At 45.7% G+C, this 13,533-nt stretch carries 14 protein-coding genes; 7 read left to right on the top strand and 7 right to left on the bottom strand.

Going from position 1 to position 13,533, the window contains the following annotated elements:
* Nucleotides 1-51: 51 nt before the first annotated feature.
* Nucleotides 52-267 (bottom strand): hypervirulence associated TUDOR domain-containing protein, encoded by a 216-nt coding sequence (locus F0P94_RS01000; protein ID WP_150901838.1) that lies wholly within the window; start codon nt 265-267, stop codon nt 52-54.
* A 133-nt stretch (nt 268-400) separates the two neighbouring features.
* A complete protein-coding gene (locus tag F0P94_RS00995; protein ID WP_150901837.1) occupies nt 401-742 on the bottom strand; it encodes a carboxymuconolactone decarboxylase family protein in 342 nt (113 codons plus the stop codon).
* A 124-nt stretch (nt 743-866) separates the two neighbouring features.
* Between F0P94_RS00995 and F0P94_RS20055 the strand changes: the two genes are divergently transcribed.
* Nucleotides 867-1,475: a hypothetical protein gene (locus tag F0P94_RS20055; protein ID WP_449369374.1), complete on the top strand. Its 609-nt coding sequence runs from the start codon at nt 867-869 to the stop codon at nt 1,473-1,475.
* 309 nt (nt 1,476-1,784) lie between these two features.
* On the opposite strand, the gene F0P94_RS00985 is transcribed toward F0P94_RS20055, so the two are convergent.
* Nucleotides 1,785-2,777, bottom strand: coding sequence for an aldo/keto reductase (locus tag F0P94_RS00985; protein ID WP_150901835.1), 993 nt, complete (start codon nt 2,775-2,777; stop codon nt 1,785-1,787).
* Between the two features lie 402 nt (nt 2,778-3,179).
* On the opposite strand from F0P94_RS00985, the gene F0P94_RS00980 reads away from it, so the two are divergent.
* The 4 genes from F0P94_RS00980 to F0P94_RS00965 all read left to right on the top strand — a co-directional run bounded on the left by F0P94_RS00980 (nt 3,180) and on the right by F0P94_RS00965 (nt 8,818).
* Nucleotides 3,180-3,953, top strand: a complete 774-nt coding sequence (locus F0P94_RS00980) for a hypothetical protein (RefSeq protein ID WP_150901834.1) — start codon at nt 3,180-3,182, stop codon at nt 3,951-3,953.
* On the top strand, nt 3,943-4,356 hold the full coding sequence (locus F0P94_RS00975) for a hypothetical protein (protein WP_225307083.1): 414 nt from the start codon (nt 3,943-3,945) through the stop codon (nt 4,354-4,356). The genes F0P94_RS00980 and F0P94_RS00975 overlap by 11 nt, the downstream gene beginning before the upstream one ends.
* A gap of 44 nt (nt 4,357-4,400) precedes the next feature.
* Nucleotides 4,401-5,282, top strand: a complete 882-nt coding sequence (locus F0P94_RS00970; RefSeq protein WP_150901833.1) for a toll/interleukin-1 receptor domain-containing protein — start codon at nt 4,401-4,403, stop codon at nt 5,280-5,282.
* A 137-nt stretch (nt 5,283-5,419) separates the two neighbouring features.
* Entirely contained in the window at nt 5,420-8,818 is a 3,399-nt protein-coding gene (locus F0P94_RS00965) for a methylmalonyl-CoA mutase family protein (protein ID WP_150901832.1), read from the top strand.
* Nucleotides 8,819-9,242: 424 nt separating this feature from the next.
* Here F0P94_RS00965 and F0P94_RS00960 read toward each other — a convergent pair whose 3' ends face one another.
* The 4 genes from F0P94_RS00960 to F0P94_RS19540 form a co-directional block, all read right to left on the bottom strand.
* On the bottom strand, nt 9,243-9,740 hold the full coding sequence (locus F0P94_RS00960; RefSeq protein WP_150901831.1) for a DUF421 domain-containing protein: 498 nt from the start codon (nt 9,738-9,740) through the stop codon (nt 9,243-9,245).
* A 169-nt stretch (nt 9,741-9,909) separates the two neighbouring features.
* Nucleotides 9,910-10,317: a nucleoside diphosphate kinase regulator gene (rnk, locus tag F0P94_RS00955; protein WP_150901830.1), complete on the bottom strand. Its 408-nt coding sequence runs from the start codon at nt 10,315-10,317 to the stop codon at nt 9,910-9,912.
* Nucleotide 10,318: 1 nt separating this feature from the next.
* A complete protein-coding gene (locus tag F0P94_RS00950) occupies nt 10,319-11,875 on the bottom strand; it encodes an FMN-binding glutamate synthase family protein (protein ID WP_191906874.1) in 1,557 nt (518 codons plus the stop codon).
* Nucleotides 11,876-11,988: 113 nt separating this feature from the next.
* A complete protein-coding gene (locus tag F0P94_RS19540; protein WP_191906873.1) occupies nt 11,989-12,132 on the bottom strand; it encodes a hypothetical protein in 144 nt (47 codons plus the stop codon).
* A 357-nt stretch (nt 12,133-12,489) separates the two neighbouring features.
* On the opposite strand from F0P94_RS19540, the gene F0P94_RS19950 reads away from it, so the two are divergent.
* On the top strand, nt 12,490-12,618 hold the full coding sequence (locus F0P94_RS19950) for a hypothetical protein (RefSeq protein WP_262714320.1): 129 nt from the start codon (nt 12,490-12,492) through the stop codon (nt 12,616-12,618).
* 152 nt (nt 12,619-12,770) lie between these two features.
* Nucleotides 12,771-13,385 carry an FKBP-type peptidyl-prolyl cis-trans isomerase gene (locus F0P94_RS00945; RefSeq protein ID WP_150901828.1) on the top strand — a complete coding sequence of 205 codons (615 nt, stop codon included), beginning with the start codon at nt 12,771-12,773 and terminating at the stop codon, nt 13,383-13,385.
* The last annotated feature ends 148 nt before the right edge of the window (nt 13,386-13,533 follow it).

Raw genomic sequence — 13,533 nt, 5'->3', positions numbered from 1 at the left:
GCTTTCTCTACTTTTCTACTCACAGACTTTTCCCGCCTATTCGCTACCGTTTCAGCTGTTAATTTTAGTCAGCGCCGAACCTTTGTGCGCGGCAATATGATCGGTTTTATCACTTTTAATTTCGTATTGCGGCTCGTCTTTGCTGGCGTGGTGGGTGTAACCTTTATACTCGAAATCGGTAGTATGCACCTTAATAATTTTACCCGAAACGTAACCTGCTTCCGAATTCCATCGCACATGATCTCCGGTTTTAAAGTGCTTTTCCATCGCTTTTTTCTTTGAGTTAAAATCAGGATTGAGGTAATTTCTAATACGCAAAATTCACCGGTTCTTCGATTCAAAATGCTACCGTTTATAACCTAAAAACCCGGTTCTGTTTTAAACGAAGAATCCGGAAAGTTTACTTACCCGCCAGCTTTTCCATTTCATCCATGGCCAGCGCCGAATGGGCTACCGCAGCACCTGCCCGCATTTCCGCCGCCACCCAAATAGCTTCCATAATTTCTTCCTGCGTTGCGCCCTTCCGGACCGCCAAAGCGGTATGGCTGCGAATGCAATACGGGCATTGCGTTACGTGCGCCACCGCCACGGCAATCAGTTGTTTGTATTTTTCGGGGAGGGCACCTTCCTTATAAACCGTACGACTGAAATTCCGCCAGGCTTCCAGCGCTTCAGGCGCCAGAGCAGCCCGCTTTTCGGCAATTTCGCGGGTAGGTTGCGGAAAAAAGTGATCGTGGTCCATCGTTCCGGCTTTAGGTGAATTAAGTCTTACGCCGGATATTTTATATGGATACAATTACCTGACGGTGAATATAAAACGCTATGTTTTTAAACTAAAAACTAAACCGAAACTAAAGAAATACGCTATGCTTTCAAGCGCAAAGTCAAATAAAAGCAGCGAAGCAAAAGCTCCCCTCCTTTTTTCAAGGAGGGGTTGGGGGTGGTTAAATTCACGCATTCCCAAACGCCAACCGGATCTCCTCCAAAACCCCATCCAGCTGCTCAAAAACCTCCTTATTCTCAAACCGCAAAACCTTAATTCCATGGCTCTCCAAAAACGCCGACCTTTCCGAATCCGCTTCAAAACCCGCATCCGAAAAATGGTGCCGCCCATCCAGTTCAACCGCCAACCTTTCCGCCGGACAATAAAAATCCAGAATATACTTCCCAAAACTATGCTGCCGCCTGAACTTCCTTCCCTCCAGCTGACTTCCCTGCAAAGCTTTCCAAAGCACCGCTTCCGCCGGGGTCAGGTTACTGCGGAGCTCTTTTCGAAAAACTTTCAGGTGCGCTTGGTTATGCAGCGGTTCTTTCTTTTGCGGCTTCATGGGTTTCGTGTTTGGAAAGCAAAAGCCAGAAAAGACGGATTAGTTCACTTTAGGCTGCAGTGCCCAGGAAGTACAACCACCCCCAACCCCTCCTTTTTTAAGGCGGGGAGCTATTTTCTACCGAATTTAAGCAGCAGTGTTTTGTAGCAAGCAGCTGAAAAGCGTAGCTTTCAAGCACAAAAACTCTAAAGAAGCAGGGACGCAAAAGCTCCCCTCCTTTTCAAGGATGGATTGGGTGGTTGACCTCAGGAGACCGAAAAACTCATTATGTGTCCCGGGAGAACCAAGCCACTTAGCGGGAGAAAAACACTATCCTTTCAAGCACAAAAACCAAAAAAAAGCAGCGAAGAAAAAGCTCCCCTCCTTAAAAAAGGAGGGGTTGGGGGTGGTTGTACTTCCTGGGTAGAGAAATAAAAAAAGCACTTCCAGCAACCTAAAAGCGAATATCCACTTTCCTTACTTATTCACCGAACCCATCATCTGCTCCGGGTATCTTAAACCAGCAGCCGCATCAAGCGGAAAAATAGCATCAATCTCTTTCAACTCCTCCGGGCTTAAAGTTACTTCTAGCGCACCTACATTCTGCTCCAGGTACTTCCGGTGTTTCGTGCCGGGAATAGGAACAATGGTTTCGCCTTGCGCTAATACCCAGGCCAGGGCCAGCTGCGACGCGGTACAACCTTTGGCTTCTGCCAGGCTTTTTACTTTGTTTACCAGTTCTAAATTCTTGTAGAAATTCTCGCCCTGAAACCGCGGACTAAACCGGCGGTAATCGCCTTCTTCAAAATCTTCCGGCGTTTTAAAGGCGCCCGTCAGGAAACCCCGGCCCAGAGGACTGTAAGGCACAAACCCGATCCCTAAGTTATGACAAGTAGCCAGCACATTGTTGCTTTCCGGGTCGCGGGTCCAGAGGGAATACTCGCTTTGCACGGCCGTGATGGGGTGAACCTGGTGGGCACGCGCAATGGTTTCGGCGGCGGCTTCCGATAAACCCAGGTAACGCACCTTGCCCGCTTGCACCAGTTCGGCCATCGCGCCAACCGTTTCTTCTATGGGAACATTCGGATCTACACGGTGCTGGTAATACAGGTCTATGGTTTCTACGCCCAGCCGTTGCAAACTGCCCTCCACCGATTTGCGGATGTATTCCGGGCTGCCGTTTATGCCGCGCACGGCCGGGTTGTTCGGGTCGCGCACGATCCCGAATTTGGTGGCAATAAAAACCTGGTCGCGTTTGCCTTTTATAGCCCGGCCCACCAGTTCTTCGTTTAAATAAGGCCCGTACATATCGGCGGTATCCAGGAAATTTACGCCCAGTTCCAGCGCCCGGTGAATGGTAGCCACCGATTCGGCATCGTCGCGGCCGGCGTAAAAATCGCTCATCCCCATACAACCCAGGCCCATTGCGGAAACGGCGGGCCCATTTTTGCCAAGATTTCTTTTTTTCATTTTATGATTTTTGGTTAGCCGGAAAAGGTTTGATGGTAGCCTTTCCGGAAGTTCAGATGCTGCTTTATCCTGCCAGCTAAATGGTAGCTTCAGGATAACGTAAAGGCAATAACGGTTCTGAATCTAAGAGGTTTTACCAGGCAAAAACGCTAGGGTTTAAGCCTCAAAAAGTCAAAAGGAAGCTGGGAAGAAAAAAAGCTCCCCTCCTTTCAAAGGAGGTGTTGGGGTGGTAGATCTACAATGCTAGGGTTTTGCGGGTATCTTTAATCATTGCTAAAATTATCGAAAGTCAACAACATAAATCACCTGATAAACAAAATTTGGTTTATATTTAGCCTTTTGAATATTAAGGTGAAATAAATATTCAGTATTTTTTCTAAAGAAGCTATTTAATTAAAGTTTATGTTTAAGGGGTTTAAAGTAGATTTATATTTAAAAGAAGATGCAATCTTTGAAAAGTTTTACAGAATTGGAATTGAATCATATGAACAATATAAATCTGAAATAAAGAAGACATTAGACAGCTTTTTATTCCATGACGGCTCACTAAATGGCTCAAAGATCCAAGAAAATTGGTTTCCTGATTTAAACTTTGATTTATTTATTTCTCATTCTCATAAAAATCAAAAGTTAGCCATCTATTTAGCTGGATGGTTAGAGAGCAGATTTAATATAAAATCGTTTGTTGATTCTTGTATTTGGGGGAATTCAGAAGATTTATTGCAAACTATAAATGATAATTATTCTTGGTCTTCACCTTTAAAAGAAACTTATTCATATAATCAGGTTAATTTTGCATCCAGCCATGTACATATGATGCTTTCTACAGCATTATCTATGATGATGGATAAAACAGAATGTCTTTTTTTCTTAAGGACACCACAATCTGTTAAACCATACAAGGATTTAGATCTAACTGACTCCCCATGGATTTATGCAGAAATAGCAATATCTAAAACTTTGCGAGAAAACATTCCCGACAGATTGAAAAAGCTTCCTTTAACAGAATCAAGAAAGATATTTGCCTCAGCCGACCAAGAAAAGAAATTAAAGATTAATTATAATTTAGATTTAAGTCATCTAGTATTTTTAAACTACGAAACGATCTTTAATAAATGGGCAAAAGGTAAATATAATAACAAGTTTGAAGCATTAAACGCTCTATATGAATTATAATGATATGAATGAAAACAAACTAAAGCACCTAGAATTCATACAAAATGTAATTACAAGGATGAATTCTAATTCTTTTATGATTAAAGGTTGGACTATTACTTTAGTCGCCGCTCTTTTTGCATTAGCTGCAAAAGATGCAAATATTAATTATGTGTTAATTTCTTATATTGTAATACCAGCATTTTGGATATTAGACGGTTTTTTTATTTCTATAGAAAAACAATATAGAGAGTTGTATAAAGAAGTTGCAGCTAAAAATATCAATAACATCGATTTTAGTATGGATGCATCAAATTATAATGATGAAGATCGGACTTGGTTACGAGGATTAGTTTCAAAAACAATATTACCATTCTATGGAATATCTTTAGTTACAACTTTATTTGTAATGTGGTTACTTTAGTTTTAAGCCTTAAATTCAAATTATTAAAACTGAAATATTTATAAATGGATTTAAACTCGATACGTAGCTTTAATACCTTATTCAATACGATAAATGTTAAAGGCACACCAGCATATTTTTCTGGGCCCCGCTTTATTAATTTAGTTCGAACTTTTGATCCCTCTTTTCCAGATTATCAACAATATATGGACCTAAGGAATGGTAAAAGCTTGAGCACAAGTAGAAAAGCTTACTTTTATGATATTCTCATGTCATTTGATGAGCCTACTAGAACTGAAATTATTAAACTAATTTGGCAAGAAGTTGAAGAATCGAAGAATAATGTAAATATTGAAAATAAAGATTCCGAAGATATCTTTAACATATTTAACTTAACGCCTAATACTGCTATTAATCCTCCAACACCAAAAGTTATAAATCAAGAAACTATTGAAGAACAAGGCCCAATTGTCTTTATTTCATATTCATGGGATAATGAAGAACATAAAAAATGGGTTATTGATTTAGCTAACAAGTTATTTGAGAATGGAGTTAGGGTTTTACTTGATGTTTATGAGCTTGGCCCAGGGCATAATATGTTTCATTTTATGGAGAATTCTGTAAATAAGTCAGATAAAGTCTTAATTATTTTCACTCCTAATTATAAACTAAAATCTGAAAAGAGAGAAGGCGGTGTTGGCTTTGAATATTCAATCCTTAATACTGAGTTATATAAGACTATAACTACAAATAAGAAATATATCCCAGTGCTGAGAAGTGGTACAATAGAAACTTCTGTGCCAAATTTTATGCAACAATTTATTGCAGTTGATATGATTAATGACCAAGAATTTGACAAAAAGTTTTCGGAGTTATTACTGTCAATTTATGATAAACCCCAACTACCTAAACCTGCTCTTGGTAAAAGACCAGATTTTATTAACTAATTTCCGATTCACACCTGGTGCCAGATGTGGTCAAGTCAAGACTAAATTGCCCATTAACCATTTTCCCCTCCCTTTCCCATTTCCCTCAATTTTCCGTACCTTCGCAGCAGTTTCTATCTCAACCAGAACACTGCAGTATGCAAGCTACCAAAATAGAACCGTATAAACCTGTAAATCACATCCGTATCGTTACGGCTGCCTCCCTTTTCGACGGCCACGATGCGAGTATCAATATCATGCGCCGCATCATCCAGGCTTCCGGCGCCGAAGTAATTCACCTGGGCCACAACCGTTCCGTGCAGGAGATCGTGGATTGCGCTATTCAGGAAGATGCCCAGGCCATTGCGCTTACCTCCTACCAGGGCGGCCACGTGGAGTACCTCAAGTATATGTACGACCTGCTGAAGGAGAAAAATTCCGGCCACATCTGCATTTTTGCCGGCGGCGGCGGCGTAATTCTCCCTACCGAAATCAAAGAACTGGAAGGCTACGGCGTAACCCGCATTTACTCTCCCGACGACGGTCGCGCGATGGGCCTGCAAGGCATGATCAACGATATGCTCAAGCGCTGCGATTTCCCGACCGGCCAGAACCTGAACGGCGAAGTAAAGCACCTCAAAAACAAAGACGTAAAAGCCATTGCCCGCTTAATTTCCGCCGCCGAAAACTTCCCCGAAGATTACGCTAAAATGCGGGAGCAAATTATCGGAACCCCAGCAACCAGCAACGAACAACCAACAACTCCTGTCCTGGGAATAACCGGAACCGGCGGCGCGGGTAAATCTTCCCTGGTAGATGAACTGGTGCGTCGTTTCCTCATCGATTTCCCGACCAAAACCATTGCCATTATTTCCGTAGACCCTTCGAAACGCAAAACCGGCGGCGCATTATTAGGCGACCGCATCCGGATGAATGCCATTTCGAACGAACGGGTTTATATGCGCTCCTTGGCTACCCGCCAGAGCAACCTGGCTTTAAGTAAATACGTGCAGGACGCCGTAGATATCGTAAAAGCCGCCCACTTCGACCTCATCATCCTGGAAACGTCCGGCATTGGTCAAAGTGACACCGAAATTATTGAGCATTCCGATGCCAGCCTGTACGTAATGACGCCGGAGTACGGCGCCGCCACGCAGCTGGAAAAGATCGATATGCTCGATTTCGCTGACATCATTGCCCTGAACAAATTCGACAAGCGCGGCGCCCTCGATGCCATCCGCGACGTGAAAAAACAATACAAGCGCAACCACCAGCTCTGGGATACTTCCGACGACGACATTCCGGTTTTCGGCACCATCGCTTCGCAGTTCAACGACCCGGGAATGAACCGTTTATACAAAGCCGTAATGGCGAAAATAAGCGATAAATCGGGCGTGAAATTCGAATCGCACCTGAGCACTTCTTCCGAAATGAGCGAGAAAGTGTACATCATTCCGCCGAGCCGCACGCGTTACTTATCCGAAATTTCGGAGAACAACCGCAACTACGATAAGTGGGTGAAAGAACAGGGCGAAGTGGCGCAGAAACTTTACAGCCTGCGCAATTCCATCGACACCATTTCCGGGATGAACGTGGAAGACAAAGACCGCCTGGTAAAGCAGCTGGAATACGCCTACGAAGAAACGGCCCTGAAACTGGACGGTCAGAACAAAAAATTACTGGATAACTGGGAAGCGAAACGCCAGTCTTACAAAGATGAATTCTTCGTTTTCAAGGTGCGCGACAAGGAACTGAAAATTGCCACGCACACCGAAAGCTTATCGCACCTGCAAATTCCGAAAGTGGTTACGCCGCGCTACGAAGCCTGGGGCGATATCCTGAAATGGAACCTGCAGGAAAACGTTCCGGGTGAATTCCCATACACCGCCGGTGTATTCCCGTTCAAGCGCGAAGGCGAAGACCCAACCCGGATGTTTGCCGGCGAAGGCGGACCGGAACGCACCAACCGTCGTTTCCATTACGTGTCTCTGGGAATGCCAGCCAAACGCCTTTCCACGGCTTTCGACTCGGTAACACTTTACGGCGAAGACCCGGATCACCGTCCGGACATTTACGGTAAAATTGGTAACTCCGGCGTAAGCGTTTGGAGCTTAGATGCCGCTAAAAAACTGTATTCCGGCTTTAACTTAGCCGATCCGAAAACCTCGGTTTCGATGACCATTAACGGTCCGGCGGCTATCTTAACGGCTTTCTTCATGAACGCCGCCATCGATCAGCAGTGCGAGCTTTACATCAAAGAAAACGGACTGGAAGCGGAAGTTAACGCCAAGATCGAAGCCATTTACAAAGCAAAAGGCCAGGCGCGTCCAACCTACCAGGGCGAACTACCGGAAGGCAACGACGGCTTAGGCTTAATGCTCTTAGGCGTAACCGGCGACCAGGTTTTACCGGCCGATGTTTACGCTGCTATTAAAGAACGTACCTTAGCTTCCGTTCGCGGAACCGTACAAGCCGACATTCTGAAAGAAGACCAGGCGCAGAACACCTGCATTTTCAGCACTGAATTCTCCCTGCGTTTAATGGGCGACGTGCAGCAGTATTTCATCGACCACAACGTCCGGAATTTCTATTCGGTATCTATTTCCGGTTACCACATTGCCGAAGCCGGCGCCAACCCGATCTCGCAGTTAGCCTTCACGCTCGCCAACGGTTTCACTTTCGTGGAATATTACGTGAGCCGCGGAATGAACATCAACGATTTCGCGCCAAACCTGAGCTTCTTCTTCAGCAACGGCATCGATCCGGAATACGCAGTTATCGGTCGCGTAGCACGCAGGATCTGGGCGAAAGCGATGAAGCTGAAATACGGCGCCAATTCGCGTTCGCAAATGCTGAAGTACCATATCCAGACGTCCGGCCGTTCGCTGCACGCCCAGGAGATCGACTTTAACGACATCCGCACCACGCTGCAGGCCCTTTACGCCATCTACGACAACTGTAATTCCCTGCACACCAACGCCTACGACGAAGCGATCACCACGCCAACCGAGGGTTCCGTTCGTCGTGCCATGGCCATCCAGCTGATCATTAACCGCGAATTAGGTTTAGCCAAAAACGAAAACCCGCTGCAAGGCTCTTTCATTATCGAAGAACTTACAGACCTGGTAGAAGAAGCAGTATTGCTGGAGTTCGATAGAATCACGGAACGCGGTGGCGTATTAGGTGCTATGGAAACCATGTACCAGCGCGGCAAAATTCAGGAAGAAAGCCTTTACTACGAAACCCTGAAACACACCGGCGAATACCCGATCATTGGGGTAAACACCTTCCTCAGCAGCCAGGGCTCTCCTACCATTATTCCTTCCGAAGTAATTCGCGCAACCGAAGAAGAAAAGCAGTTCCAGATCTCCGAAATGCAGAAACAGCATAAGCGGAATGAAGATAAAATTCCGGGCTTGCTGAAAGGCCTGCAGGAAAAAGCGATCAAAAACGAAAACATTTTCGATGAACTGATGGAGGTTGCGAAGTACTGCACCTTGGGTCAGATTACAAATGCGTTGTTTGAAGTTGGCGGACAGTATCGAAGAAATATGTAAGTTTGGATTGTTCGAATTTTCGTAGTTCGAATGTTCGATTTTCTTTAAACAAAAAAGGAAGCTGCCAGCAGCTTCCTTTTTTGTTTTGGGGGTTGGAAATGTAGAGACGCAATGCTTTGCGTCTCTACACTTTGCGTCTGACCACTGCCGTAAAAATAAATGAAATGATGCCACCTACCAGGAAGGGAAATTCAGATGGTTTTGATTGGTTCTACCTCCGGATAAGACGCAAAGCATTGCGTCTCTACAGATGATTATTTCAAATAACCATTTTCACGCCGTCCGGCCGAATCCCGCCGTTGTTGGTGTTTTCACCAACAATTTAACATTACCCCATAAACACTACCAACACCAATAAAAAACGGTAGAATTTCCCATAAAAACCTACCGCTAATATCTATTTCGCAAACCTAAAAAGCCTACGTTAATTCTTTTCCTTGCCGATCACGCTGATTGTACCGTCGCTTTCTATAAATGCTTTTTTCACTGCTTGCACGTCGTCAAAGCCGGCTTTGCGGATCTGTTCCATTACTTCTTCTTCGGTCAGGTATTCGCGGCGCATGTTTCTTCGCAGCAGTTTTCCGTCTTTTACGATAACCATGGGCGGCGCAGAAACCAGTTTTTCGATGAACGGGAAATGGTAGCTCAACACGTTTACCAGGTAATTCCAGGCCATTAAAGTACCGATCACAATAAAGCCTTCGGTTACAGAAGAATACCCGCCCAGGGAATTTGCAGCGGCTTCCGCGATCAGGATCACGAAGATCAGGTCCATTACCCCCAGTTCCCCACCCGTGCGGCGGGGCATGATGCGCAACAGCAGCAGGATCCCCAGGAAAAATAACGTTCCTCTCAAAATCAATTCCAGAACGGAAGTTTCGATACGGAAAATTTTGGCAAAGTCGAGGTTCAGGAACTCCATAGGTTTTTGGCTGTTTCCCTTACCGTTTACGCTTGCTTTTCTTTTCAGGGTTGCTGTAAATAGTTAAACCTTGCAGGAATTATCACGATTGGCATCAGAAGTTGGTGGCATAAAAAAAGCGAGCCCGATCAAATGACCGGGCTCGCTTTTAAGCTTTAGAAGCTTGCTGCTACAGGTGGTAATCACCAGCGGCTTCCGGCTGATAAAGTACCTTATCGATTACGTACGTAACTGAACCGGTTGGCATCGGCAATTCTACTATGTCGCCTTCTTTGCAACCTAAAATAGCAATGCCCACGGGCGCTAGAATGGAAACTTTGCGCTCGTTAATGTTTACGTCCTGCGGGTACACCAGGGTGATCTCGAATTCCTTTTTGGATTTCAGTTCGCGCAAACGCACTTTGGAGTTCATGGTTACCACGCAATCCAGAATGTCTTCGGGTTTTACCTGCTTGGCGCGTTTCAGTTCAGTGCCCAGCTGGGTTGCGTATTTACTGTTGCCGTTGTTGCCACGCTGGAGCTGCACCATTTCGTGCAGGCGCTGATGGTCTTTTTGGGTTACATATATATTGTTCATATTAATTAGGAATTAAGTTATGGCCTTTCGTTAAACTATTGCCAGAATGATTTCCTGTTTGGTTAAAGTAGATCTGGCCGAAGCTCAGGTTCTTGCCCTGCTCTACTCTCCGGAATACTTTGTCGGCTGAAATATCTTCCAGGGAAGCAAAGCCGCATGCTTCCATTACCTCAATGGTGGCTTTTATGGTATTGCGATGGAAATTAGCTACCCGCACCTTTTTATCCGAAACGTCCAGCCCTTTGTAAAGGCTCTTTTCCTGGGTGGCAATTCCTACCGGGCATTTCCCGGAATCGCATTGCAGGGCCTGAATACAGCCCAGCGAGAACATAAAACCACGGGCGCTGTAACACATATCCGCCCCCAACGAAATCGTTTTTATGATATCGATACCGGTAATAATTTTCCCGGCGGCAATCAGTTTTATTTCTTTCCGGAGGCCATAATATTGTAAACGCTGGTGCACAAAACTTAGTGCGTCGTTCAGCGGCATGCCTAAGCTATCGGTAAATTCTAAAGGAGCAGCCCCGGTTCCGCCTTCCGCCCCGTCTATCGCAATAAAATCAGGGAAAAGGTTGTTGTGCTTCATTTCCTGACATAACCGCTCAAATTCGTCTTTGTTTCCGAGGCAAAGCTTTATACCAATTGGTTTCCCGTCGGCCAGTACCCGTAGTTTTTCAATGAAAAGCAAAAGGGTGAACTGGTCGGAAAAGGCGCTGTGCGACGGCGGCGATGCAACCGTGGTATGCGGCTCCACTTTCCGGATCGCGGCAATTTCCGGGGTATTTTTAGCGGCGGGCAGAATCCCGCCGTGGCCCGGCTTGGCACCCTGAGAAAGCTTTAGCTCGATCATTTTGATATTCGGGTGAGCAGCCTGTTCCTGGAACAGCTTTTCGTCGAAATTCCCGTCTTTGTTCCGGCAGCCGAAATACCCGGTACCAATTTGCCAGATCAGGTCGCCGCCTTCCTGCAAATGGAACGGGCTGATGCCGCCTTCGCCGGTGTTGTGGGCGAAATTATCGAGGCGGGCACCGCCGTTCAAAGCCATTACCGCGGTTTTGCTCAGCGAGCCGTAGCTCATGGCCGAAATATTGAGGATGCTGGCATTGTACGGCTGGCTGCAGCGACTGCTGCCTACGTTTACCCGCAGGTCGGTCAGATTGGCATGGGCCGGGAACATGGCATGGGCGATCCACTCGTAGCCGAGCTCCTGGCTGTTGCTTTGCATCCCGAAAGGCACCGTTTGCTTTACGTTCTTGGCCCGCTGGTAAACAATGCTCCGTTGCCGCCGGCTGAACGGTTTGCCATCCAGGTCGGATTCGAAGAAGTACTGGCGCATTTCCGGCCGGATGCTTTCGAAAAAGTAACGCAGGTAACCCAGGAGCGGATAATTCCGGAGGATAGCATGTTTACGCTGCAGCAGGTTGTGAGCCAACACCACGTTCAGGGGTACTAATAAAGCCAGTAACCACCAGGCGTAAGGGTTGGAAACAGAAACCGCGAAAACAGCTGCATATGCTGCTGTAAATGCTAAAGCAAGCATTCGCCGAATGCTCATATTCATGACCATTGTTAAAAGAAAATTTGAGTTAAAAAATTGGAAGTTTAATGCGGAGGCTTTGATCGGAATTGCTGGCCAGGGTAGAAAAGGCCGGTAAATGCAATTCCGACTTACTTATTAAAGTCTTTTTGTGCCGTATAGAAAGGCAGACAATAGCCGTTCAGCATATCGCTTTGCGATACGTGGTGCGACGAAGCTACAAAACCAGTAAGCTGGTTTGTCTCCAAAGACCAATTGTTGCCGAAAGGAATCATATTATTATTTTTACTGCAAATATTGCCTATTTTTATTTAAAGCAAAAGGATTTCCGGCAAGTAAACGCTACAAAAAGTAAATACCGGTAATTGGCCTGCAGCACTTGCTAACATAACGGCTTTTATCCGGAAACCGATATAGAAGCAACCAAAATATTTCCGCTTTCATTCCATGTCAGCAACCTTTAATTTCCGGCTTATAAGAAAGGTTAAAATGACCTTTTATAATAGGCTATTTACCAGAATATTAACTCCGTTGACTCGAATAACAACTTAATAGCTTTATATTTAATAATGGCTATGGAACAAATTGATTACAGCAGCGTTTAGATTTAAATTCCTAACCGTTCCAACCCCATGAAAAAGTTTGCTGCAATCTCATCCCTGCTGGTGCTGGGCACCGTCGGTTTTCTGGTAACCTCCTGGCTGAGCCCGGGCGAAATAACCCTGAACTTCGCCGACGAAGATTACCACCTCTACTTATAATACCCGATTTTTTTAACTGATATAGCAGAGAAGCAACCGGCCGTGGTTGCTTTTTTCTTTACATAGCCTACCATTTAATTTGTTAAGCGCTAAAAAATTAGGCAATCCCGAAAACAGCATTTACTTTTGCGCTGAACTTTTCAGAAAAAACCTTGAAGACGTTAAAAGAAAAAATCAGCTACATTATCGGCCGCGACATGGCTTCCAATTTCAGCAAACAAGGCATTGAAATTGAGGCGGAACAATTAGTTGCCGGCCTGAAAGATGCCATGGCAGGTAAACCTTCCCTCCTTTCGGCCGAAGAAACCCAGCAGACCATGATGCAGCTGCAGGCTGAAATGGAACAGAAATTCCAGGAGAAAGCCGGTAAACAGGGCGAAAACAACAAACGCGAAGGCCAGGAATTCTTAGCAGCTAACAAAAGCAAAGAAGGTGTGCACACCCTGCCTAGCGGCCTGCAATACGAGATCCTCCGCGAAGGCTCCGGCAAAACCCCGGCCCGCACCGATCAGGTTACCACGCATTACAAAGGCACTTTAATAGACGGTACCGTTTTCGACAGTTCTTACGAGCGCGGCCAACCGGTAACCTTTCCGGTAAACGGCGTAATCGCCGGCTGGACCCAGGCCCTGATGCTCATGCAGGAAGGCGCAAAATGGCGCTTGTATATTCCTTCGGACCTGGCTTACGGAGCCCAGGGCGCCGGCGCCGACATCGGCCCGAACGCTACCCTGATCTTTGATGTTGAACTGCTTGAAGTAAAATAACCCCTGAAGACGGAAGGCCGCCAGACGGCTTTCCGTCTTTTCTTTTGCGCCCGCTTGTTGTTCTTACCGGCAGGCACAAACTTTCTCCTATCCGGCAAATTTTCGCTAAACCTATTCGATAAACGTATTCACTCCATTGGGCCGATCT

This window comes from Adhaeribacter soli, from assembly GCF_008727925.1.
GTDB lineage: Bacteria > Bacteroidota > Bacteroidia > Cytophagales > Hymenobacteraceae > Adhaeribacter_A > Adhaeribacter_A soli.
The sequence above is the reverse complement of the archived record's forward strand: the minus strand, read 5'-3'. Positions and strand labels throughout refer to the sequence as shown.

What these genes read in the sequence shown, in the direction of transcription:
- F0P94_RS01000 (WP_150901838.1), bottom strand. Translation starts at nt 267, where the DNA reads ATGGAAAAGCACTTTAAAACCGGAGATCATGTGCGATGGAATTCGGAA.
- F0P94_RS00995 (WP_150901837.1), bottom strand. Translation starts at nt 742, where the DNA reads ATGGACCACGATCACTTTTTTCCGCAACCTACCCGCGAAATTGCCGAA.
- F0P94_RS20055 (WP_449369374.1), top strand. Translation starts at nt 867, where the DNA reads ATGCTTTCAAGCGCAAAGTCAAATAAAAGCAGCGAAGCAAAAGCTCCC.
- F0P94_RS00985 (WP_150901835.1), bottom strand. Translation starts at nt 2,777, where the DNA reads ATGAAAAAAAGAAATCTTGGCAAAAATGGGCCCGCCGTTTCCGCAATG.
- F0P94_RS00980 (WP_150901834.1), top strand. Translation starts at nt 3,180, where the DNA reads ATGTTTAAGGGGTTTAAAGTAGATTTATATTTAAAAGAAGATGCAATC.
- F0P94_RS00975 (WP_225307083.1), top strand. Translation starts at nt 3,943, where the DNA reads ATGAATTATAATGATATGAATGAAAACAAACTAAAGCACCTAGAATTC.
- F0P94_RS00970 (WP_150901833.1), top strand. Translation starts at nt 4,401, where the DNA reads ATGGATTTAAACTCGATACGTAGCTTTAATACCTTATTCAATACGATA.
- F0P94_RS00965 (WP_150901832.1), top strand. Translation starts at nt 5,420, where the DNA reads ATGCAAGCTACCAAAATAGAACCGTATAAACCTGTAAATCACATCCGT.
- F0P94_RS00960 (WP_150901831.1), bottom strand. Translation starts at nt 9,740, where the DNA reads ATGGAGTTCCTGAACCTCGACTTTGCCAAAATTTTCCGTATCGAAACT.
- rnk (WP_150901830.1), bottom strand. Translation starts at nt 10,317, where the DNA reads ATGAACAATATATATGTAACCCAAAAAGACCATCAGCGCCTGCACGAA.
- F0P94_RS00950 (WP_191906874.1), bottom strand. Translation starts at nt 11,875, where the DNA reads ATGAGCATTCGGCGAATGCTTGCTTTAGCATTTACAGCAGCATATGCA.
- F0P94_RS19540 (WP_191906873.1), bottom strand. Translation starts at nt 12,132, where the DNA reads ATGATTCCTTTCGGCAACAATTGGTCTTTGGAGACAAACCAGCTTACT.
- F0P94_RS19950 (WP_262714320.1), top strand. Translation starts at nt 12,490, where the DNA reads ATGAAAAAGTTTGCTGCAATCTCATCCCTGCTGGTGCTGGGCACCGTC.